Raw genomic sequence first — 23123 nt, 5'->3', positions numbered from 1 at the left:
TTTAAGTTTTTATAATATTCGAATATCAAGAATTTTATCATCTTTAAGATAACCTTCCAGAACATCATTTTCCTCAACTTTTCCTACCCCTTGTGGGGTACCTGTAAAAATAAGATCACCAACCCTCAAGGTAAAATACTGAGAAGCAAAAGCGATGATATCATCAAAACTGAAGATCATATCTTTTGTATTGCCATCCTGAACTTCTTCTTTATTTTTAAGCAATGAAAACTGTAATCCTTCAAGATCATAATCTTCTTTTTTGAAGAAGTTTCCTACTACTGCAGAACCGTCAAAACCTTTTGCCAGTTCCCATGGAAGCCCCTTGGATTTAAGCTCAGTCTGAAGATCTCTTGCCGTAAAATCTATTCCAAGGCTGATCTCTTCGTAATGTTTATGAGCTGCTTCTTTCTGGATATATTTCCCTCCTTTTGATATTTTTAAAACGACTTCCAGCTCATAGTGAACGTCGGCAGAAAATTCAGGAATGTAAAAATCATTTCCCTTTAAAACCGCTGTGTCAGGTTTCATGAAAATAACAGGTTTTTCAGGAATTTCATTTCCTAGTTCTTTCGCATGCTCGCTGTAATTTCTTCCTATACAAATGATTTTCATAATTCTTAATTATTTAATTGACTATGGCTTTAAAATATCCTTTTCCTTCTTCAAAATATTTTTCAGGACCATACCTGTTCTGAATCTTAAACGCTGTGTATCCAAAGATAGTGTCCCCCTTTTTGTAAGAATCTTTATCAAGCACAAGACGGCTGTCTAAAACTTTATAATAATCTCCTGTGTCCAGGAAATCAAATGGCCTTATGACATCGGTGTAGTGATAAGGGGAAAGTTGATGTCTGTTCTTTACAATCTTCAGTTCATAGCCTCCACCGCTGAAACCATCTCCTGCTGAAAATTTGATATCCAGAAACAGTTTATTGTCATTAATGTAACAGGTGTAAAATTCTTCACTGGTACCACTATTTGTTTTAATGATCAGATTATTAGATTGTCCGCCTTCCGATTCTTCTTCGAAAACTGTTTTGTGTCTTTGTTTATCGAAAGACTTATAAACAGGATTCTTAGATAAATTAGGATCCGTTTCATTCTGTCCCCACGCTATAAAATAATAAGCTGCGATAAATACTGGAATTGAAACTATGCCAATACCAATATATAAAAGAATTTTTTTAATTTTTATCACAGATTAGGATTAAAAATATTTTAGGGTGTAAATTCATTGCCACAGTAATAGCATACAAACTTCTGGCTTGACAAAATTGAGATGCCAAAAAAACTCGTTGCTCTATCGTCTCTGTAAATATGGTTGGATCCGCATTTCGGACATACAAAATCAAATGCTGGATCCTTGATGGTATGTTCTACTTCCAGTGAATACGCTTCATTGTCGTTATAATCCTGAAGAATCTTCTTCGCCTTTTCCAGATCATCTTCAAAAACCTGAAGCTGAATACCGCCCACAGCCTGTGAAAGCAGCCAGTCAGATTGGATAAGCTGTTCGTTGGCTATAAAGCCATTCACTCCGTTTTCAGCAAGGATCTGTTTGTCCCTGTTGGCCTCAAGAGCAGTTTCGTAAAATTTAAAACGAACCAGATTTGACATCTTTTAAAATTTACCGGATAATTGAATTTTTGTGAAGACTTTCTTCGTATAAAGTGGAAAATCAGCATTCTGAAGCCATCCGTAATAGCCAAGATCCTTTTGGAAAACAGCTTTTACAACCTGGCCTTTATATTTTCCGAAGTTGAAAACAGGTTCCGTTTTATCATTGTATCCGATAAATCCTGCAAGGTCAGCGTTCTTATTATGAAACGTAAATTCACTTAAAGCAGCGATTTCATTCGGGATATCTTCATATTTTCCAACCTGTGCATCCAGCACCTCAAAAGTAGCCATCACATCAGCCTCCGCAGAGTGAGCATTTTCCAATACTTTACCACAGTAGAACTGATAAGCAGCACCTAAGTTTCGGGGTTCTTTTTTATGAAAAATCGTCTGTGCATCTACCAATCGGAATTTGCTCAGATCAAAATCAAGTTCCACTCTCAGAAGTTCTTCTGCCAAAAGAGGAACATCGAATCGGTTAGAATTAAAACCTCCAAGATCACTTCCTGAAATCATTTCCATAACTTTTGGAGCAATCTCTCTGAAAGTAGGAGCGTCTTTGATATCTTCATCATAAATTCCGTGGATCTCACTGGATTCGGTTGGGATAGGCATTTCCGGATTTACACGCCAGGTTTTGCTTTCTCTGGATGCATCCGGGTTTACTTTTAAAATGCAGATTTCTACGATTTTGTCTTTTCCGATATTCGTTCCTGTAGTTTCAAGGTCAAAAATACAAAGAGGTTTATGGAGTTTTAAATTCATTTCTTTAAATTGAAAATGGGTTAACTTAATAATGTGCTGATTGGGTAACTTCTAAAGTCTGACATCTGATGTCTGATATTTAAAATCTAGCCCAACTGTTTCTGAAAAACCAGCGATACTAATATATAATAAATAACAAGCATGGGAATCCCTACGATTTGAAAAATAATCAAAATAGCAATTCCGCCGCCTAATAAAATAATTTTAGGATAATTGTCCTGCAGTTTCTTCGACTTGAACTTCATCGCCATCATTTTGATAGGACTGATGAGAAGCCATGATGTGATAACAGTCAATGCAACTAAAAACAATGAATTTTCAAACAAAAATCCAAAGGTTCCTGTTTCCTTGAAAGCATAATATAATCCGAAAAGCAATACGGTATTGGTAGGCGTATTCAATCCTTTAAAATAATAACGCTGTTCCTCATCAAGATTGAATATTGCAAGCCTTAGACATGAAAAAACAGTCACAAGCAGACCGATATAACTAATGTCAAAAGGAAGGTGCAGTCCCAAAAATTCATTTCCGAATGGCTCCAGAGCTTTGTACATCGTAAGACCGGGAATCACTCCGAAACTTACCATATCTGCCAGAGAATCCAGTTGAAGTCCAAGATTGGAGTTTGATTTTACCGCACGGGCCACAAACCCATCAAAGAAATCAAAAATAGACGAAAGAATGATACAGATAGCCGTGGTCTGGTAATCTCCTAAAATTAGATGTATGGCACCTACACAGCCCGCAAATAAATTGGCAAGGGTCAATAAATTGGCAAGATTATTTTTTATGAAATTCATGTCAACAAAAGTAGGGTTTTTCCAAATTTTATACTGAAATTTTATGAAGGAAAAAATACATTAATATGTTTTTGATGTAAATTTGCCGAATGAAATTTTTTAAAGAATTTAGAAAACAAGAACTTCTGGTCCTTTTATACCGGATTTTCTTAGCATACGTTTTTTATCAGATTGCCCGACTTCTGTTTTGGTATTTCAATAAAGAGCTCATCAAAGTGGATTCTGTTTCAGATTATTTCAATCTGGCATTTCACGGCACTGCCTTTGATACCACTGCGATTTTATATGTGAATGCTTTATTTATTCTGCTGAGTCTTATCCCGATAGTTATCAATACAAAAAAGGCTTATCAGACTGTTTTGTTCTGGCTGTATTTTGTTACCAACGGAATCGCTTATGCCATGAATTTCGGAGACTTTATTTACTATAAATTTTCACAGGCAAGACTTACCTCTACAGCATTGGACGTCGCTAAACACGAATCTAATGTTTTTAAAGTGTTCACCGTTTCCATAGGACAGCACCCTTTTGTTTTGATATGGTTTGTTGTTTTGATGGCTCTTTGGATCTTTTTATATAAAAAAGTAAAGATTACAGAACAGAAACCGGTAAAGCTTATTCCTTATTTTATATGGTCGGTCATTGTTCTTTGTGCAACAATTGTTTTATCTATTGGAGGGATTCGCGGGGACTTCAAGCATAGTACAAGGCCTATCAATTTAGTTGATGCCAACCGTTTTGTCGTGAATCCACTTCAGGGAAATGTGGTTTTGAACAGTACCTTTTCATTTTTCAGAACATTAGGCACCAACAACTTTAAAGAAGTTCATTTTGTAGACGAAAAATATATTACAGATCATGTTCAGCCCTATAAAATATACGACAGAAAAGTGGAGAACCGTCCCAATATTGTTATTTTTATCGTGGAATCTTTTGGCAGAGAATACTCAGGAGCCTTTAATAAAGATAAAAATATAAAAGGATATGTTTCCTACACACCGTTCATAGACAGTCTTGCCGGTCAAAGTTTAATTTTTCCTAACACTTTTGCGAATGGCAGACAGTCGATTCATGGGATGAGCAGTGTTTTAGCAGGAATTCCAAGTTTAACAGATGCTTTCACCAGTTCCCCTTATTCCAATCAGAAAATTCAGTCTATTGTTTCTGTCTGTAATGATCTGGGCTATGATACTTCTTTTTATCATGGAGCTCCGAACGGATCGATGGGCTTTCTGGGCTTTGGAAATATTTTAGGTTTTAAACATTATTTCGGAAAAACAGAATATAATCACGATGAAGATTTCGACGGAATGTGGGCTATATGGGATGAGCCGTTTCTGCAGTATTTCGCCAAGAATGTAGGTAAGAAACAACCTTTTATGGCTACCGTATTTACAGCATCATCACATCATCCTTTTAAAATTCCTGAAAAATACAACGGGAAATTCAAAAAAGGCACCATAGAAATGCATGAGCCCATGCAATACACTGATTATTCAATCAAAAAATACTTTGAAACGGCTAAAAAGCAGCCTTGGTTCAACAATACAATCTTCGTTTTTACCGGAGATCATACCAACCAGATCGCTTATGGTGAATACGAAAAAGCAATGAACCGTTTTGCCGTTCCGCTGATATTATACTCTCCAAATCCGGAATACAACCTTAAAGGGGTAAATCCTGAAACAGCCCAGCAAATAGATATTTACCCTACGCTTGCAGATCTTATCGGATACAATAAGCCGATCAGAAGCTGGGGCAGAAGTGTCGTTAGTGATAAAAAATATCCTTCTATTGTGGTGAATTCAGACGGAAGTTCAGAACAGTTTATCATCGGAGATCATATGTACCGTTTTGATGGAAAACAGATCATAGGTGTATATGATAAAAATGACCTTGGCTTCGAAAATAACCTGATGGGTAAATTAAAAACACCTGAAATAGAAAAAGGAATGCAGACTGCAAAAGCATGGTTTCAGGATTATATGGATAGAGTGATCAACAGAAAACTTAAGTAAGTTTGAGAGTCGGAGATCTTTAGGGTTTAGGAGTTTTGTTGCTGTTACTTAGCTACTGGTTTAAACCCCGCATCCGAACCTTTAATACTTGTTGAAATTTACTGTAAAAGGTCTCATATCTCATATCTTGTGTTTGAAATCTTAAATCTTAAATTTTCAATCATCATAACAGCTAAGCCAAAAGGGCAAACATAATTATTGATATGTTTGCCCTTTTGGCTTATCATATGCTTTGTATAGTAAAAGTTTTTGTCTGTTTAAAATTTAATTTATACTTTTAGCAATAGATACATAACAAAAAACGTATATCAGAATTAAAACTATAAGAAATATGAAAAAATTATTATTAACATTCGTGTTGTCTCTGTTTGGCGTATTATCGTTTGCACAGATTGAGGGCAAGTGGAAGACTATAGATGATGAAACAAAGCAGGCTAAATCTGTGGTAGAGATCTATAAGAAGTCAGACGGGAAGTATTACGGAAAAGTTTCCCAGTTGCTTATAAAGCCTGCAGATCCAAACTGTACGGCATGTAAAGATGACAGAAAAGGAAAACCGATCGTAGGACTGGAAATTATCAGAGGTCTTAAAAAAGATGGAGATGAATTTACAGGGGGTACTATTACAGATCCTAAAACAGGTAAAACGTACAAGTGTACCATCACAAAAAGTGGTGATAAACTGAATGTAAGAGGATATATGGGTGTTTCTATCTTAGGAAGAACTCAAGTTTGGGATAAAGTAAACTAATTAAGTTTAAATAAAATTTTAAGACGGCATTTCAGCAATGAGATGCCGTTTTTTTTATTTTTTTGTAAAAAATGTGTAACGAAAATAAAAACTTTCCACTCATAGGGTATGACCACAGAACTGGAGAAAACTTTTGTTGATTTTTTTAAGCCCAATCAGAGGCTGATCCACAAAATATGCAGGATATACACCGATAATGACGAAGATCATAAAGATCTCTTTCAGGAAATTACCGTACAGCTATGGAAATCCTTTCCGGGGTTTAAAGGAGATGCTAAATTTACTACCTGGATGTATAAAGTGGCACTTAATACAGCAATAACCCTTTTTAGAAAACCTCAGAAAAAAGAATTGAAGCATGCTGAAATAGAGGTCTCCTCACTGAAGATGGAATATGAAACCTATGAAGATGACGGGGATAAACTTAAAAGAATGTATAAAGCCATCCATGAAATGTCTGATGTCGAAAAAGCATTAATTATGATGTATCTGGAGGATAAATCTTACAGGGAAATCGGAGAAATCCTGGGGATAACAGAAGGGAATGCAAGAGTGAAGATGAGCAGAGCAAAGAATAATTTAAAAACCAAAATAAACACAAAATAATATGGATGATTTGGAACTTTTGAAAAAAGACTGGAATAAAGCAGAAACAGAATTTAAGGAGTACTCCGAAAATGAAATTTATACCATGATCAAGCATAAATCGGTCTCTGTGGTTAAGGTTTTACTTTTGATTGGGCTGATAGAAATTGTTCTTTGGTCACTATACGGATATTTTAATGCTGATTTTCCATATTTCAGAATGATACTTTTTTCTGGATGTATAATTCTGGCGATATTGCTGTTCAGAAGATTGAAGACCGGACAGAATTCTTTATCATTAATGAAAAATATTCTGAATCTGAGAAAACTGATCTTCGGATATGCAGGGATTTCTTTTTTGCTGATTGTTCTGGATAACCTGATTCATTTTGATTTTTATACCAGGGATTTTATGGCAGGTGCCAAAGACGGATGGAATGAAGGACACGATATTACCTCCCACACAAATCCTGAGAGTATGATTCCGGGATTGGGAAATTATGCTGTATTTGGTTTTTTTATGCTGATCAGCTTTTATATTATATATGTGATTTACAAAAGAACTTATGGCAAAATTTTGTCTGATCTCAGAAAAAACTATACAGAACTGAGCAGGACGGAAGAAAAAGCTTTTTAATTCAATAGATATTAAGGCTTCTCATTCAATGAGATGCCTTTTTTGTTATGTTAGTAATAAAAAAACACTATTTTTGTAGTCTAAATTTTTCAAATAAATATGGCAGAATATACTTTTCGTGAGGTAATTGCACAAGCAATGAGCGAGGAAATGCGTAAAGACGAATCCATCTTTTTAATGGGGGAGGAAGTTGCAGAATACAATGGTGCGTATAAAGCTTCAAAAGGAATGTTGGATGAATTTGGTCCTAAAAGAGTAATCGATACACCCATTGCCGAGCTTGGTTTTACTGGGATTGCTGTAGGTGCTGCGATGAATGGTAACAGACCAATTGTAGAGTATATGACGTTCAATTTCTCTTTAGTAGGTATTGATCAGATTATTAATAATGCGGCCAAAATCCGTCAGATGAGCGGTGGTCAGTGGAACTGTCCAATCGTTTTCAGAGGACCTACTGCTTCGGCAGGACAGTTGGGAGCTACACACTCTCAGGCTTTTGAAAACTGGTTTGCCAACGTTCCGGGACTTAAAGTAGTTGTTCCTTCAAACCCTTACGATGCGAAAGGATTGTTGAAAACAGCTATTCAGGATAATGACCCGGTTATCTTCATGGAATCTGAGCAGATGTATGGTGATAAAATGGAAATTCCTGAAGAAGAATATTACCTGCCAATAGGTAAAGCAGATATCAAAAGAGAAGGTACAGACGTTACTTTGGTTTCTTTCGGTAAGATCATGAAGCTGGCTATTCAGGCTGCTGAAGATATGGCGAAAGAAGGGATCTCTGTAGAAGTGATCGACCTTAGAACAGTTCGTCCTCTTGACTTTGACACCGTTTTAGCTTCTGTTAAAAAAACAAACAGATTAGTAATCTTAGAAGAAGCCTGGCCATTTGGTTCAGTATCTTCCGAAATTACGTATATGGTACAGCAGAAAGCATTTGATTATTTGGATGCTCCAATCAAGAGAATTACTACTCCTGATGCTCCTGCACCATATTCAGCTGCATTATTTGCAGAATGGTTCCCTAAGCTTGAAAAAGTGAAAGAGGAAATCAAAAAAGCGATGTACGTAAAATAGCGATTATAGAGAAAAACTTCCGAAAGGAAGTTTTTTCATTTATTATATTCATGAAGAATAATTCTTGGCGTCATAAAATTAGTATAAATTTGCGCTTTTAAAAAAATAAATTGGCTGATATGGCAGATGTTACAGAGGGTGGTCATCACTTTGACCTTAAAAAACTCTCATTTGTAGGCGTTATAGTTTCTCTCGGGATTGTTTTCGGAGATATAGGTACGTCGCCCCTTTATGTAATGAAGGCGATCGTTAACGCAAGAAAGGACGGATCCACGATGCCGTTTGATGAATACATTGAGGGCGCACTGTCCTGTATCATCTGGACTCTGACTCTTCAGACCACCTTGAAGTATGTAATCATAGCTTTAAGAGCAGATAACAAAGGGGAAGGAGGTATCCTTGCTCTGTATTCACTCGTTAAGAAGCTTAAGAAAAAATGGCTCTATGTCGTCGCCATTATTGGAGCATCGACACTCGTTGCAGATAGTGTCATTACACCTTCTTTAACAGTAATGTCTGCTATTGAAGGGCTTAAAATATACAATCCGGAAACCCCTGTAGTTATCATAACCATTGTTATTCTGTTCGTGGTGTTTGTTGTACAGCAATTCGGAACCGCCTCCATCGGGAAGTTTTTTGGACCGATTATGGTCACATGGTTTCTGGTTCTGGGGATTTTTGGATCAGTTCATATTTTTGATCATATCGAAATCATCAGAGCTTTTAACCCAATGTACGCCTATAATCTGATCACGCATTCTTCCAGTGCTATTGTGATCATGGGCGCCGTTTTCCTGTGTACGACAGGAGCAGAAGCCTTATATTCAGATTTAGGGCACTGCGGAGCAAAAAATATAAGAATAAGCTGGATTTTTGTTAAACTGATGCTTATTCTGAACTACCTGGGACAGGGAGCATGGCTTCTGGATAATTATCATCAGGTATTCAACGGAGTCAATCCTTTCTTTGGAATCATGCCTCAGTGGGCTGTTCTTCCGGGAGTAATTCTGGCTACAGCTGCTGCGATTATTGCCAGCCAGGCTGTAATTACAGGTTCATTTACGATGTTTTCAGAAGCAATGTCAATATCTTTCTGGCCTAACCAGCACATTGAGTATCCTTCAGGTATCAAAGGACAGATGTACATCCCAAGAATCAACTGGGGGCTTATGGCTTTCTGTTTTGTAGTCGTTATATTTTTCCAAAAATCAGAACGGATGGAAGCAGCTTATGGTCTTACCATAACGATAACCATGTTGATGACAACCATTCTGTTATTATTCTGGCTGAGCCGGACAAGAGTCAATAAGATCTTTATCATAGGATTTGCTATCGTGTATCTGTTTTTAGAATCAGGATTCTTCTATGCAAATGTGATCAAATTTGTTGATGGAGGTTGGTTAACGATGGTTCTGGGAGGATTTATAGCAGTCTGCATGTACGCGTGGTATAATGGTAGACTGATTAAAGCCAACTTTATTCAGTATGTGAAGATTGAAAAATATGTTTCTATTCTGAAAGATATGAAGCTGGATGAAAGTATTCCAAAATATGCAACCAATCTTGCTTACCTGAGCCGTGCAAAAAGAAATGATGAAGTAGAATCAAAAATCATCTATTCCATTATCAAAAAACAGCCAAAAAGAGCAGATCATTACTTTATATTAAGTATTGTCAATCAGGAAGATCCGTATACTTTCAAATATACGGTAGATGAAATTCTGCCGGGAACTGTGTATAAAGTGAATTTCCTTTTAGGATTTAAAGTAGACCGTAGGATTAATGATTATTTTAATATGGTTTTGAAAGATCTTATGGCAGACGGAACGATTCCTTCAAGAAGCAGTCATCCATCTCTGAGAGCACATAATATTCCACCAGATCTGAAGTATGTGATTATAGATAATACATATATTAACGATATACTTTTAACTGTAAAAGAGAAGATTACACTCAATATCTACAACTTTGTGAAGTACATAGGAAGTGATGATTTCAAAGCATGGGGAGTGTCGTCGCACAACGTAGAAGTAGAATCAGCGCCGATCACAGAACTGACGGTTTATGATAACAAGATTGAGCAGTCTGGCTTCTTTCGTCATAACTCTTAAAACTTCAGACATCAAACCATAAGGTCTATTTAAATAAAAATCAATAAATTTGTAGATAATTTTTTTGATGGATACAATACAAAAAGAAAAGAATATTGCCTTGATCAAGGATGTTTTAAGAAATTACCTGTTAGAAAAGGGTTTTAGAAACACTCCTGAACGATATACGATATTAGAAGAGATTTATAATATGGATCACCACTTCAATGTGGATGATCTGTATCTTTTGATGATGCAGAAGAAATATCATGTTTCAAAAGCAACCATTTATAACACTATTGAAATTTTCCTAGATGCGGGCTTGATCCGTAAACATCAGTTTGGAGAAAAAACATTGACCTCTTCATCTTATGAGAAGTCTTATTTTGACAAACAGCATGACCACTTGGTCATCTACAAAAAAGGCTCTGATAAAGAAATCGAAGAAATCATAGAGTTCTGCGATCCAAGAATCCAGGGAATTAAAGAAGCAATTGAAGAAGCATTTGGCGTAAATATTGATTCGCATTCGCTGTATTTCTATGGTACTAAGAATGATTAATTGATGAGAATAATCCTTTTTCTGTTATTTTTTATTTCTGCGTTCAGTTCCGCACAGGACAATAAAACGACGCAGATGGATCCTTATATTCAAAATAAAGGAAAAGCTTCACCGGTAGTACGGCCTGAAGATAAAGTAAAGATTATCCATTCCGATGAATTTAAAAAAGACACCAAATACGAGGGAAACCAGTATATGGTTGGTCATGTTCAGATCGAACATCAGGGATCGATTCTTTATGCCGATGAGGTTATTCTTTATAATGATCAAAGTCTTGTAAAGGCAATTGGTAATGCAAAACTGCAGAATGCTGATGGCTCCGTTATTACAGCTCATGAAATGGAGTATAATGGAGTTACCCAGAAAGGGGTAGCCAAGAAAGATGTCGTGCTTACCGACCCTAAACAGACCATCAAAACAGATATTCTCTACTATGACAGACTTGCCAATCAGGCATACTTCAATACGGGAGGGACAATTTCTGATGCGCAGAATGTAATGTACACCAAATCGGCTACTTATTTCCTCAATACCAAAATGATTGATTTTGTTGGAAATGTAAAAATCGACAGTCCTGATTACATCATAGAAGGTCCTAATATTAAACAAAACCAAAATACAAAGGTGGCTGAGTTTTTTGGACCGACAACAATCACCAACCGTGCCAATCCGAAAAACCGTATTTACACAGAAAGAGGAACGTACAAAATGGAAACCAAGGAGGCTTTCCTGAATAAAAATTCCAAAATATTTTATAACGATAAGATTCTGACCGGTGATGATATGTATTTTAACAATATCACAGGTTTCGGTAAAGCGACAGGAAATGTTACCCTTGATGATCCCATAGAAAGAAGATACATCAAAGGAGGGTATGGAGAAATTTTTCAAAAGAAAGACTCTGCCATGATGACCAAAGGTCCTTATGCAGTAAAAATCATGGAGAAAGATTCTGTTTATTTTGCTGCAGAAAAAATTCTTTCTTACCAGAGACCGGATTCGGCAGATATAACCAAAAAGAAAAGTTTCCTGAGAGCATTTAAAAAAGCCCGTGTCTTCAAATCAAATGCACAGGGGAGAGCAGATTCCATCGCTTTCAATGAAACAGACGGAATCATGCATATGTATACCGATCCAATTCTTTGGAGTGGTGAAAAACAGGTCACTGGTGATAAAGTTGAAGCTTATTTCAATACACAAAGTGAAAATATAGACTCGCTTAAAGTCATTGGAAATGCTTTTGCCATCAGTAAAGTGGATTCATTAAATCTTAAAGATGAATTTAACCAGGTGAAGGGGAAGTTCATGACCGTTTATTATCAGAATAATGAGATTAAAGAAGCCAGAGTAGTTGGAAATGCACAGTCTATTGTATTTGTAGACGATGTAGATCAGGAAACTAAACAGCCAAAGAGAATAGGAATTACGATTTCTACATGTGGAATCATTGGTGCTTTGTTTGAAGAAAGCGGATTACAGATCGTATCATGCAGTATCGGAGCTGTGGCAGATACCTATCCCATGAGTAAAATAGAACCGGAGAAAAGGAAGTTTTCAGATTTCAATTGGAATACCAAAGACCGGATCAGAAAGTGGCAGGATATCCTGGTAGACAGTCCTAATTATGAGGAAATAAAGTATACAGCGGATAATGAGCTGTTTGATCAGGCACAGAGTGCCATTGACAGAGAAAAAGCCAAAGAAGAAGCTAAAAAACCTAAAAGGGTTAAAAAATAAATTAAAAAGACCAGTTACTGCTGGTCTTTTTTTATGGTTAATAATTGTAAGGTTTGATGAATGTTTTATAGCTTTGCTGAAAATTTTTCGCAACAATGGAAATGCACAAAGACTTTTTTATATATCAGGCACAGACTACACAATTTGCTGCAGGTTTTGAAGTTGAAAAAGCAGAAGGAAGCTATATTTACGGGACAGACGGAAAGAGATACCTGGATTTTGTAGCAGGTGTTTCTGCCAATACTTTGGGACATTCACATCCTAAAGTTGTAAATGCTATCAAAGAACAGGCAGACAAGTATCTCCACGTCATGGTATATGGAGAATACGCACAGGAAAAACCGATAGCACTATGTAAACTTCTCGCAGAAGCAACTCCCGATCCTCTGGAAATCACCTATCTGGTAAACAGTGGAGCAGAAGCTATCGACGGAAGTCTGAAACTGGCAAAACGCTATACAGGAAGGGAAGAGATCGTTTCCTTTAAAAATTCATATCACGGCAACACACACGGTGCATTAAGTGTATCCGGAAATGAAACCCATAAAAGAGAATTCCGCCCCCTCTTGCCTATGGTCAGCTTTATTGAATTCAACAATGAGAATGATCTTAGCCAGATTACAGAGAAGACCGCTTGTGTACTTTTGGAAACCATCCAGGGAGCAGCAGGATTTTTAGTGCCTGAAGATGATTATCTGATCAAGCTTAAAAAAAGATGTGAAGAAGTCGGAGCACTTTTGATCCTTGATGAGATTCAGCCTGGTTTTGGCAGAACAGGTAAATTATTTGCCTTTGAACATTTTGGGATTGTACCCGATATTCTGGTAATGGGTAAAGGAATGGGAGGTGGAGTCCCTGTTGGTGCTTTTATGAGCTCCAGAGAAATCATGGAAACCCTTTCTCATTCTCCAAAATTAGGACATATTACAACATTTGGAGGAAATCCGCTTATCGCTGCAGCGAGTCATGCTACTTTAAAGGAAGTTTTGGAAAGCGGGCTTATGGAGGAAACCGCTGAAAAAGAAAAGCTGTTCCGGGAACTTCTGGTTCACCCCAAGATTAAAAACATCAATGGAAAAGGCTTAATGCTCGCCGTTAATCTCGGAACACCCGAATATACCCTTGCCACAGCAAAAAAATGCATGGAAAAAGGTCTGATTGTATTCTGGCAGCTTTATAGAAATGAGTATATGAGAATCTCACCGCCACTTACCATTTCAGTGGACGAAATCAAACAGGGATGCCAGATCATACTTGATGTTCTGAACGAAGATTAAACAAGCAGATCTCTCCCGAATTATACCCTTTTTTTATGTGTTGCATGGTTGTTTTAAACTTTAAAATAATATTCAATATAGATTTTAATCCAGTGATAAATATCATGAAGATTCTTTAAAAAAGTAATTGCTTTTTTGTGTAATAAAAAAATTAATTTATATATTGCGGGACGATAAAAACAAAGATTATATGGCGAAACATAAAGTCCATTACGAATTTCCAATGCATTGTTTATCAGAGATTTTATACGAATATCTGGCAACGGCGGAAGGGTTATCTGAATGGTTTGCGGATGAGGTAACAGAGAAAGGCGATGATTTCTTTTTTAGCTGGGGCGGAGGACCTGCCGAAAAGGCCACTTTGATAAGATATAAGCCTGAAGGTTTCGTACGTTTCAGATGGGAAGAAGATGAGGGGACTAAAAATTTCTTTGAAATGACTATCACAATCGACGATATTACAGAAGACTTAGCCCTTAATATTACAGATTTCTGTGAAGAAGGCTCTGAAGAAGAGAATGCATTGTACTGGGAAAACCTTATAGAAAACCTTAGAATAAAATTAGGTGCGGCATAAGCCGGATGCTATTAAATGGTAAAACTGATGAACGATTTATCGTTCATTATTTTTTTATAAATAAATCACATCAAAAATTGGAAAATCAATATTTTACATCAGACGGATTAAATGTAAAGAATAGAGCGTTCCTACTGGGCGACGCCGTGAAGGTTTCTTTCTTCGTGAGAAACGGTGAAATGATCATGGATGAAGAGTGTTATTTCTTTCTGATGGCTTCCATGAGAAAGATGAGAATGAACATTCCGCTTACCTATACGCTGGAGTTTTTTCAGACGCTTTTTCATAAAGATGTTATCGATGGCAAAGGCATAAAAAATGGAATCATCAATTTTCAGGTTTTCAGAAATAATGATGCGGTAACCGTTTCAAAATCTTCTGTATCTTATTTTTATGAAGTGACGGAATTGAATGATGTTCTTACGGTTCATCAGAGACCGCTTGAAATGGATCTTACCAAAGAAATCAACGTCAATAATAATTTATTAAGCAATATCAGGGTTCATTGTCCTGAAAATATCTATGGTGGAATTTATGCAGAGGAAAATGACCTGGATGATGTTATCCTGCTTAATCCAAATAAAAGAATTGCACGTACAACTTCCGGGAATCTATTGTTTCTGGAAGGCAACGTAATTAAAGTTCCCAAACAGTCTGAAGGTGCATACATCTCTCCTTTAATGGAAAACTTTGTCACTTTTTTACATAAAAATAATCTTGCAGATATTCAGGAACACGAAATTATAGCTTTTGAATCTCAAAAAGCGGAGGAGATTTTAATGATCTCCGATGAGAAAGGTATATTTTCTGTGGGTAAAATAAGAAATAAGACTTTTGAAAGCTCCCGTTTTATAGAAATGGTGGAAAGCTGGAAAAATAGTTTTTAATAATTGACAAACCCGGTAAACAACAAAGTACCCAAGTCCTTTACCGGGTTTTATTCTGATCAGATCAGAAATTGTTTCTTTATTTAGTATTCACGAATGATTTCTGTGAATTTTTGTGCGATTTCTTTTTGTCCCTTTTCGCTGGTTACATACTCTCTATCCTTGGTATTATTCATAAAACCAAGCTCTACCAATACTGCAGGAGCTTTTGTTTCCCTCAGCATATGGAGATTGCGCTCCTCAACTTTAGCGACATCGAATTTTTTAGAAATTTTTTCAGCAAGCTTTTTTGAATTTTCAGTGTTCTGAATATACACTTCAGTTCCCTGTTTTAGTGTTTCTTTCTCAGGGTTGCTGTTCATATGAAGCGAAATAACGATTTCAGGATTCAGTTTATTAATCATAGCCGTTCTTTCCTGAAGGGTCGGATAAGCATCTGAATCTCTGGTTAAAATAACTTCATATTGATCCTGACTTTCATTGAGCTTCTTAATCTCTTTAGCGATGTTTACAGTAATTTCTTTCTCAGAAAATTTCCCATACACGCTTCCCATATCATTTCCGCCGTGGCCGGCATCAATAACAATATATTTTTTGCTGATAGGGGTAAATGATAAAAATGAAGCGGAAAAAGCAGATAAAGCAAGTAATTTGAATCCTCTCATGGTAGTGATTTTTGGTTTTTCAAATAACGTGAATTCTTTCTTTAAAATTGGTTAACGTCTTCTTAAAGTTTGTTAATGTTTTTAAAGTGTATCAGAAAGAGATACAGTTAGTTAAGTGAAATATCCTCAGGTGAGTTTGCCCAAAGTAAATATTCACCGCCCAAATTCTGCATAATCGACTTCCAGAGGGTCTGATCATTGGGAAGCGTATAATCCAGATTATAGACGTCTACAACAGTCCATAACTTCCTCCGGACCTCATCATCCAATTGCTCAGCAGACCATCCGGAATACCCCGAAAAGATTTTCACATCCGTAATACTCAATTCCTTACTAAGGACAGCGCTGATGATACTCTCAATATCTTCCGTAATATAGAAATCCTTGTTGATCTCAGAAAAGATCTCAGTAACTTTCTTTTCCTTAACGATAAAAAAGACTTTGTCGTTTTCGACAGGTCCGCCGTCATACACCTCTATTTTGAAGTCAAAAAAATTTTTGAACTTACTACTCATCTGGCCATTCTTTTTGTTTAATATCAAACCAAATGCACCGCTTTCGTTATGTTCAACGATCAGCACCACCGATCTCGAAAAAATATCGCCGGAAATGTCAGGTGTGGAAATTAATATTTTACCTTTGTATGAGTAATTCATACTCAAATTTAATAAAAAATATTTATGGAAAACCTGCACGACAAAAGAAAAGTGTATGAGAAATCCCAACTTATTGAAAGTGAGATAAAACAAAATCCAATTGAGCAGTTTAGAGACTGGTTTTTGGATGCAAGCCAGAGCCCGACAGTCTCCGAAGCCAATGCTATGGCAGTTTCTACTGTAGAAGAAGACGGATGTCCGAGGACGAGAATGGTTCTGCTTAAAGAATACACCTATGAAGGTTTTATCTTCTATACCAATTACCACAGCAGAAAGGGAAGGGCTATAGAAAACAGTCATAAAGCCTGTCTCAGCTTTTTCTGGCCAAACCTCGAAAGACAGATTATCATTAAGGCAGATCTTGAAAAGATTGCTGAAAATCTGAGTGACGGATATTTTCATTCAAGACCAAAAGGAAGCCAGCTGGGAGCAGCAGTCTCACCGCAAAGCCAGGTAATTCCCAATAAAGAATTCCTGGAGGAAAAATTAAAAGAACTTGAAAAAGAATACGAAAATAGTGAAGTTCCAAGACCAGCCAACTGGGGAGGATATATAGCAAAACCTTATGAAATAGAATTCTGGCAGGGAAGACCCAACCGTCTTCATGACAGGATCATTTATAAGCTGGAGGACCTTGACTGGAAAATTTCACGATTGGCACCCTAGATCTTTTAGAGATTGGAAGCTGAAAAATACCGGAAGATAGAGTTTGATGGATATCTAAAACGATTCACATCTGATTAAATCTGATTTCTCTGACAAAAATATCATGTAAAATTCAATAGGAGCGGGCTTTAGCCCGCTTTTAATATAAAGGCATTCCATCGGCCTGAATATCATCAGGAACATCATAAGAAATTTTACCTACCTCCTGCATTGATGGTATGTTGAAATTCCTGTAGCTCCACAGGTTACAAAAAAAAGCTGCTTCATGAGAAACAGCCTTGAATTTTTTTAATCTGAATGATTATTTTTTCTTAACACCGGAAACTGCGTTAGATAGATCAGCTCCTGCTTTGAATTTAGCAACTTTTTTAGCAGCAATTTTAATTGGTTTTTTAGTTGCAGGGTTGATACCTTGTCTAGCTGCTCTCTCAGCTACTGAGAAAGTACCGAAACCTACTAAAGAAACTTTTCCATCTTTTTTCTTTAGAGTAGTAGTTACATTACCAATGAATGATTCTAAAGCAGCTTTAGCAGCAACTTTAGTGATTCCTGCATCTTTTGCGATTGCGTCGATTAATTCAGACTTGTTCATAATTTTTAATATTAAGTTAGTTCGTAATTATAGCAAATATAATACTATTTTCTAATTGTGCAATTATTTTATTAAAACTTATAAAATATTTTTGCTTTTGGGTGAAAACAGTTAAAATATGATAATTCCACTTTTCACGTAAAATCTACGTTACGGCTCACTAAAATCATGCCAAATGCTTATGAGTATTGACTTTAGCAAAAAATTAATATTATTTTCTTCATTTATTAAATCCTGAATTCCGTGTAAACTATTAATATTTTTAATGATATGTTTGCTGATTTTATAAATAATGCCCTGAAAACTTGTGTAATACAAAATTAAATAGGGTGATTTACAGTGCTTTTAAAATGATTTGAAAAACTCGATTTATGAATAAAAATTAATAAATTTGCAGTATGTTAATAGAAGTTTTCAAGTCTAAGATCCACAGGGTACGGGTTACGGCCTCAGACCTTAATTATATTGGAAGTATAACGATCGACGAAGATCTTATAGAAGCTGCCGGCCTGGTAGTGGGAGAAAGGGTTTATATCGTCAATGTGAATAATGGAGAGCGTTTTGATACCTATGTTATCAAAGGAAAAAGAAAATCAGGAGAAGTATGTCTGAACGGACCTGCCGCCAGAAAAGTACAGCGTGATGATATCATTATTATCATTGCCTATGCGCAGATGACCCCCGAAGAAGCAAAAGTCTTCCAGCCGAAAATTGTTTTCCCGGATGAAAAAACAAATCTTCTAACCTGATCCATGGAGAAAAAATCAAAGAATCCTTTAAAATCAATACTAACAATAGTAATATCGCTTGCTTTTGCAGGCTTTTTTTTGTGGCTTGCCTTAAGAGGGCTTGATTTTAAAGTCATCAAAGCATCTTTAGCGAAAGCTAATTATCTCTGGGTATTATTTGCATCTGTCTTTGGCATTTTAGCATACTGGTTCAGGGCTGTACGCTGGAACCTGATGCTGGAACCTATGGGGCACAAAATTTCAACTTCAAACTCACTTTGGTCTATATCATTCGGATATCTGATGAACCTTACTATTCCAAGAAGCGGTGAAGTAGCGAGAGCTACTGCTTTATATGGTGTAGAAAAAGTTCCGGTTGATAAATCTTTTGGAACCATTATTCTGGAAAGAGTAGTAGACTTAATCTGTATGGTCGCTTTCTTGGGGTTAACTGTAATATTCAAGTTTGACGCGATTCTCTCATTCTATGAATTTGTTACGGAACAAAAAGATAAGAAAGATAAATTTGAACCTAATTATATTGAAAGGCTGTTGATGAAGATTGGAGTCAATGATTTTGATTCATTTTATTTTTACTTAAAAATTTCAATAGGATTACTCGTGCTATTAGGATTACTGGTTTTTTATAAATATAAGAAAGAAAAGGTAATCAGTTTTGGAAAAGGAATTCTTGAGGGCTTAACTTCTATATTTAAACTGAAAGAAAAAGGTAAATTTATTTTTTATACAGTAGGAATATGGATTTCATACTTTTTTGCTGCATACCTCGTATGTTTTGCACTTCCTGAAACCTCTAATTTTACTGTTGCTGACGGGTTTTTCATTATTGTTGTGGGTACTTTGGGAATGATTGTCCCTGCAAGTGGTGGGATCGGTGCCTTCAATCTGGCTATGAAATTAGGATTTATGGCGCTTTTTATCTCAATGGGTAAAAGCGCGGAGTTAGGCGCAGAAATGGGACTTACCTATTCCTTTATTTCACTTCCTCTTCAGATTACGATTATGCTGGTGATGGGACTTATTTCAATTCCTATGCTGGCTAAGGCAAGAGAAAAAGCGGTTTCCGTTGAGGAGATCAAAAATTAATTTAATAGTATTTTTTAACGGATATATGCCCAATTTTTAATTGGGCTTTTTTTATGGTGCTTTTATAGACAGCAGATAAAAAACTCTTGAGACTTTGTAATTTTATTTTCTTATGTTAAAACCCTATTAAAATTAAACATTAGGGCATGCCATTTATTTTTTTATCAATAAATTTGGTCAGTTCACAAATCAAATTTATCTTAAACGAAAAATAATTAATAATCTAAAACACTATGGCAATTAATTTACAGAAAGGGCAAAAGATCGATATAGGGCTTACAAAAATGACAATAGGACTGGGTTGGGACCCAAATGAAGGGACGGGTTTTGATTTTGATCTGGATGCTTCTGCCATCATGATTGACTCTGACAGAAAATTAGTCAATGAAGAATGTTTTGTTTTTTATAATAACCTGCAGTCTCCCGATGGAGCACTGACGCATACAGGGGATGATCCGAATGGTAAAAACAGCGACGGAGACGATGATGAAGCAATTATTGTAGATCTTGAAAAAGTGGATCCAAAAGCCGAAGAAATTCTGTTTGTGGTAACCATTGAAGATTTTGAAAGAAGAAAACAAAATTTTGGACAGGTAAGGAATTCATACATCAGGATTGTAGATAACAGTACCAACCAGGAGATCGCAAAATATGAACTGGACGAAGATTTCTCTATCGAAACCGGAGTGGAATTTGGAAGATTATACAAAAGAAACGGTAGCTGGAAGTTTGAAGCATCCGGAATAGGCTACAGAGCAGACCTGGCTTTCTTCCTTGAGAAATACTATAAAGGGCAGATCATTAAATAATTATATTTTCAAATACACAAAACGATAACTATGGCAATTAATTTACAGAAAGGTCAGACGATTGATTTAAGAAAAAATGACCGTGGAGAAAGTGTTTACGATCTTTCAAAAGTAACGATCGGTTTAGGATGGGATGTAAGAAAACAGGGCGGTTTCTTTGGAAAACTGTTCAATAAAGAAGCTGAATATGATCTTGATGCAGTAGCATTCCTTTTAGACGGAAACGGTAAAGTAGCCAATCTGGGCAAAACTGTACAGACTAACGAAGGAAGACAGATCGCACTGTATCAGGGTGATGTAATCTTCTTTAACTCTATGCAGCATCCCAGTGGAAATATATGGCTGACAGGTGATAACAGAACCGGTGCAGGAGATGGAGACGACGAACAGATCATCGTTAAACTTGACCAGCTTGATCAAAGCTATCAGAAAATATTATTCCTGGTAACCATTTACCAGGGAAAACAAAATAATCAGCATTTCGGAATGATCGAGAATGCCTTTATCAGAGCAGTAGATGCCAAAGGTAAAGAGATAACGAAATACAGCCTTTCAGGAGATGCAAGTATGAATGGAAAATGTGCTATGGTTTTTGCAGAAGCTTACCGTCACAATGGAGACTGGAAGTTCCGTGCGATAGGAGAACCACACCAGACGGATAACTTTATTGAAATTCTGAAACAGTACACATATTCCAATTAAACCCAGATTTTAATCAATCTTAAAAGCCGGCAGGGAAGTTATCAGCTTCCGCTGCCGGCTTTAGAATTCATATCATCTTATCATGAGCAGAAGATTATTAGCATACTTTTTACTGGATACTTCAGGTTCTATGAACGGAGAGCCTATCCAGGCACTGAATAACGGATTTAACGGGCTGATAAGCATGCTCCGTGCAGATCCCCAGGCGATGGACAGTCTTCATCTTAGTGTGATCACATTTGACCGTGAGGTTAAAAATATCATTCCACTGACTGATCTTGCAAGTTTTTACCCTATGGAAATCACCTGCCCGGATAGCGGGCCTACCCATACCGGGGCGGCGTTGGAAATGGTTGCCGAACTTGTGAAAAAAGAGCTGATCAAAGGTTCTTCTGATGACAAAGAGGACTGGAGACCGCTGCTGTTTATATTTACCGACGGAAAACCGTCTGATATCCAGAAATACAGACAGATGATTCCCGTGATCAGGGATTTGGAATTTGGAGCTATTGTTGGTTGTGCAGCAGGTCCCAAAGCTGATGAGCAGTTTCTGAAGGAACTTACAGATCATGTTGTAAAGCTTGATACTACCGATGCCATAACGCTTTCCTCATTTTTCAAATGGGTGAGTTCATCGATCACGATGGGAGGCAAGTCACAGGGAACCGGAGAAAGTACACCGCTGCCGCCGCCGCCTTCAGAGCTTAATATTATTATCTAAACCATTTGTCTTTATTATAAACCATGAGAAGACTACCTATTTATTTTTTAGTCGATGTCTCCGAATCTATGGTTGGAGAGCCTATTGAGCAGGTACAGGAAGGTATCGCCAATATCATCAGAGAATTAAAGAAAGACCCCTATTCACTGGAAACGGTTTACATTTCCATTATTGGTTTTGCGGGAGAAGCTGAAGTGATTACACCGCTTCAGGATATCATCAGTTTTTATCCGCCAAAGATTCCTATTGGAAGCGGCACGTCATTGTCGCAAGGGCTCATCAAAGTGATGGATTGTATAGACAGGGATATTGTGAAAACAACGTATGAAAGAAAAGGCGATTGGAAACCTATTGTTTTTCTTTTTACAGACGGTGTTCCTACTGATGATGCTACCAAGGCTATCGAAAGATGGAATAATAAATATCATGGAAAGCCCAATACAATAGCAGTATCTATCGGAGAAAATACCAACTATAAATTGCTTGGAACTTTATCTGACAACGTGCTGCTTTTCAATAATTCTGATGAAAATTCTTACAGAGAATTTTTCAAATGGGTAACTGATTCCATTAAAACAACGAGCCAGAGTGTTACGGAAGCCCATAAAGAAGGAATTAATCTTTCGAAAATCGATTCCATTATTCTGGAGAAAGTAGATCCTGAACTGGAGCAGAAATTTCCTGACAATAATTTTGTGGTTCTCAACGGAAAATGTTCTGAAACAGAGAAACTCTATTTAATGAAATTTAAAAAAACATTCGCGGAATCAAGTATACCGGGAATGTCTACAAGATATTACAGACTGGATGGAGCCTATAAAATTGATGAAAAAGCCTATTTCAGGCTGTCATCTTCCCAAAAAAACAACCTTAAAATTTCGATAGAAGAACTTCAGGGCGGTACGTCGTGTCCTCATTGTGCGAATCCTATCGCATTGGCGACCTGCTCATGTGGTGGAATCCACTGCCTGAAAGGAGAAGGATATAACAAATGCCCATGGTGCGGAACTTCTGACTATTATGGGTTTTCCAGTGAAGGATTTGATATTAACAGAACACTGGGATAGTTAAGAGAACCCTACTTCAGA

Annotated in this window: 26 protein-coding genes; 18 read left to right on the top strand and 8 right to left on the bottom strand. The window is 36.7% G+C overall.

The genetic code is table 11. The features are described from left to right. Positions 1 to 9: 9 nt before the first annotated feature. The 5 genes from IW16_RS19640 to IW16_RS19620 all read right to left on the bottom strand — a co-directional run bounded on the left by IW16_RS19640 (position 10) and on the right by IW16_RS19620 (position 3188). Positions 10 to 615: a fumarylacetoacetate hydrolase family protein gene (locus IW16_RS19640; RefSeq protein ID WP_034748463.1), complete on the bottom strand. Its 606-nt coding sequence runs from the start codon at positions 613 to 615 to the stop codon at positions 10 to 12. Between the two features lie 13 nt (positions 616 to 628). Next, a complete protein-coding gene (locus IW16_RS19635; protein ID WP_034748460.1) occupies positions 629 to 1201 on the bottom strand; it encodes a hypothetical protein in 573 nt (190 codons plus the stop codon). Positions 1202 to 1221: 20 nt separating this feature from the next. Next, positions 1222 to 1620, bottom strand: coding sequence for a putative signal transducing protein (locus IW16_RS19630; protein ID WP_034748457.1), 399 nt, complete (start codon positions 1618 to 1620; stop codon positions 1222 to 1224). Positions 1621 to 1623: 3 nt separating this feature from the next. After that, the gene (locus tag IW16_RS19625; protein WP_034748454.1) at positions 1624 to 2388 is read right to left on the bottom strand and encodes a 3'-5' exonuclease; all 765 of its coding nucleotides are present in this window, start codon (positions 2386 to 2388) and stop codon (positions 1624 to 1626) included. Between the two features lie 86 nt (positions 2389 to 2474). Further along, positions 2475 to 3188 (bottom strand): CDP-alcohol phosphatidyltransferase family protein, encoded by a 714-nt coding sequence (locus tag IW16_RS19620; protein ID WP_034748451.1) that lies wholly within the window; start codon positions 3186 to 3188, stop codon positions 2475 to 2477. Positions 3189 to 3277: 89 nt separating this feature from the next. Here IW16_RS19620 and IW16_RS19615 point away from each other — a divergent pair, with 89 nt between their 5' ends. The 11 genes from IW16_RS19615 (at position 3278) to IW16_RS19565 (ending at position 15389) form a co-directional block, all read left to right on the top strand. After that, positions 3278 to 5206 (top strand): LTA synthase family protein, encoded by a 1929-nt coding sequence (locus tag IW16_RS19615; RefSeq protein WP_034748448.1) that lies wholly within the window; start codon positions 3278 to 3280, stop codon positions 5204 to 5206. A 331-nt stretch (positions 5207 to 5537) separates the two neighbouring features. Then, a complete protein-coding gene (locus IW16_RS19610; protein WP_034748446.1) occupies positions 5538 to 5957 on the top strand; it encodes a DUF2147 domain-containing protein in 420 nt (139 codons plus the stop codon). Positions 5958 to 6065: 108 nt separating this feature from the next. Beyond that, positions 6066 to 6563 carry an RNA polymerase sigma factor gene (locus tag IW16_RS19605; RefSeq protein WP_034748445.1) on the top strand — a complete coding sequence of 166 codons (498 nt, stop codon included), beginning with the start codon at positions 6066 to 6068 and terminating at the stop codon, positions 6561 to 6563. A 1-nt stretch (position 6564) separates the two neighbouring features. Next, on the top strand, positions 6565 to 7179 hold the full coding sequence (locus IW16_RS19600; protein WP_034748441.1) for a hypothetical protein: 615 nt from the start codon (positions 6565 to 6567) through the stop codon (positions 7177 to 7179). Positions 7180 to 7278: 99 nt separating this feature from the next. Then, positions 7279 to 8259, top strand: coding sequence for a pyruvate dehydrogenase complex E1 component subunit beta (locus tag IW16_RS19595; RefSeq protein ID WP_034748438.1), 981 nt, complete (start codon positions 7279 to 7281; stop codon positions 8257 to 8259). Between the two features lie 119 nt (positions 8260 to 8378). Further along, positions 8379 to 10370 carry a KUP/HAK/KT family potassium transporter gene (locus tag IW16_RS19590; protein WP_034748435.1) on the top strand — a complete coding sequence of 664 codons (1992 nt, stop codon included), beginning with the start codon at positions 8379 to 8381 and terminating at the stop codon, positions 10368 to 10370. A 67-nt stretch (positions 10371 to 10437) separates the two neighbouring features. Further along, positions 10438 to 10911 carry a Fur family transcriptional regulator gene (locus IW16_RS19585; RefSeq protein ID WP_034731532.1) on the top strand — a complete coding sequence of 158 codons (474 nt, stop codon included), beginning with the start codon at positions 10438 to 10440 and terminating at the stop codon, positions 10909 to 10911. Between the two features lie 3 nt (positions 10912 to 10914). Then, positions 10915 to 12648 (top strand): OstA-like protein, encoded by a 1734-nt coding sequence (locus tag IW16_RS19580; protein ID WP_034748432.1) that lies wholly within the window; start codon positions 10915 to 10917, stop codon positions 12646 to 12648. A 101-nt stretch (positions 12649 to 12749) separates the two neighbouring features. Continuing rightward, on the top strand, positions 12750 to 13925 hold the full coding sequence (locus tag IW16_RS19575; protein WP_034748552.1) for an aspartate aminotransferase family protein: 1176 nt from the start codon (positions 12750 to 12752) through the stop codon (positions 13923 to 13925). Between the two features lie 190 nt (positions 13926 to 14115). After that, entirely contained in the window at positions 14116 to 14502 is a 387-nt protein-coding gene (locus IW16_RS19570; RefSeq protein ID WP_034731603.1) for an START-like domain-containing protein, read from the top strand. A gap of 77 nt (positions 14503 to 14579) precedes the next feature. Further along, a complete protein-coding gene (locus IW16_RS19565; RefSeq protein WP_034748429.1) occupies positions 14580 to 15389 on the top strand; it encodes an aminotransferase class IV in 810 nt (269 codons plus the stop codon). A gap of 83 nt (positions 15390 to 15472) precedes the next feature. Here the strand turns inward: IW16_RS19565 and IW16_RS19560 are convergent, their stop codons facing one another. After that, on the bottom strand, positions 15473 to 16054 hold the full coding sequence (locus IW16_RS19560; RefSeq protein WP_034748426.1) for an N-acetylmuramoyl-L-alanine amidase family protein: 582 nt from the start codon (positions 16052 to 16054) through the stop codon (positions 15473 to 15475). Positions 16055 to 16161: 107 nt separating this feature from the next. Beyond that, entirely contained in the window at positions 16162 to 16710 is a 549-nt protein-coding gene (locus tag IW16_RS19555; protein WP_034748422.1) for a YqgE/AlgH family protein, read from the bottom strand. A gap of 24 nt (positions 16711 to 16734) precedes the next feature. On the opposite strand from IW16_RS19555, the gene pdxH reads away from it, so the two are divergent. Further along, positions 16735 to 17376, top strand: coding sequence for a pyridoxamine 5'-phosphate oxidase (gene pdxH / locus IW16_RS19550; protein WP_034748419.1), 642 nt, complete (start codon positions 16735 to 16737; stop codon positions 17374 to 17376). A 301-nt stretch (positions 17377 to 17677) separates the two neighbouring features. Here the strand turns inward: pdxH and IW16_RS19545 are convergent, their stop codons facing one another. Then, positions 17678 to 17968 (bottom strand): HU family DNA-binding protein, encoded by a 291-nt coding sequence (locus tag IW16_RS19545; RefSeq protein WP_034748416.1) that lies wholly within the window; start codon positions 17966 to 17968, stop codon positions 17678 to 17680. A gap of 398 nt (positions 17969 to 18366) precedes the next feature. On the opposite strand from IW16_RS19545, the gene panD reads away from it, so the two are divergent. The 6 genes from panD to IW16_RS19515 all read left to right on the top strand — a co-directional run bounded on the left by panD (position 18367) and on the right by IW16_RS19515 (position 23102). Next, positions 18367 to 18717, top strand: coding sequence for an aspartate 1-decarboxylase (gene panD, locus IW16_RS19540; RefSeq protein ID WP_034706528.1), 351 nt, complete (start codon positions 18367 to 18369; stop codon positions 18715 to 18717). A 3-nt stretch (positions 18718 to 18720) separates the two neighbouring features. Continuing rightward, positions 18721 to 19803 carry a lysylphosphatidylglycerol synthase transmembrane domain-containing protein gene (locus IW16_RS19535; RefSeq protein ID WP_034748413.1) on the top strand — a complete coding sequence of 361 codons (1083 nt, stop codon included), beginning with the start codon at positions 18721 to 18723 and terminating at the stop codon, positions 19801 to 19803. 233 nt (positions 19804 to 20036) lie between these two features. After that, a complete protein-coding gene (locus tag IW16_RS19530) occupies positions 20037 to 20612 on the top strand; it encodes a TerD family protein (protein WP_034748410.1) in 576 nt (191 codons plus the stop codon). A 30-nt stretch (positions 20613 to 20642) separates the two neighbouring features. Continuing rightward, positions 20643 to 21314, top strand: coding sequence for a TerD family protein (locus IW16_RS19525; RefSeq protein WP_034748407.1), 672 nt, complete (start codon positions 20643 to 20645; stop codon positions 21312 to 21314). An 82-nt stretch (positions 21315 to 21396) separates the two neighbouring features. Continuing rightward, complete coding sequence (locus IW16_RS19520; RefSeq protein WP_034748404.1) at positions 21397 to 22035, top strand: vWA domain-containing protein; 639 nt, start codon at positions 21397 to 21399, stop codon at positions 22033 to 22035. A gap of 23 nt (positions 22036 to 22058) precedes the next feature. Next, on the top strand, positions 22059 to 23102 hold the full coding sequence (locus IW16_RS19515) for a TerY-C metal binding domain-containing protein (protein ID WP_034748401.1): 1044 nt from the start codon (positions 22059 to 22061) through the stop codon (positions 23100 to 23102). Positions 23103 to 23123 lie beyond the last annotated feature (21 nt).

Source organism: Chryseobacterium vrystaatense (genome assembly GCF_000737765.1).
GTDB classification, from domain to species: Bacteria; Bacteroidota; Bacteroidia; order Flavobacteriales; family Weeksellaceae; genus Chryseobacterium; species Chryseobacterium vrystaatense.
This window is presented reverse-complemented; position numbering and strand designations above follow the sequence as displayed.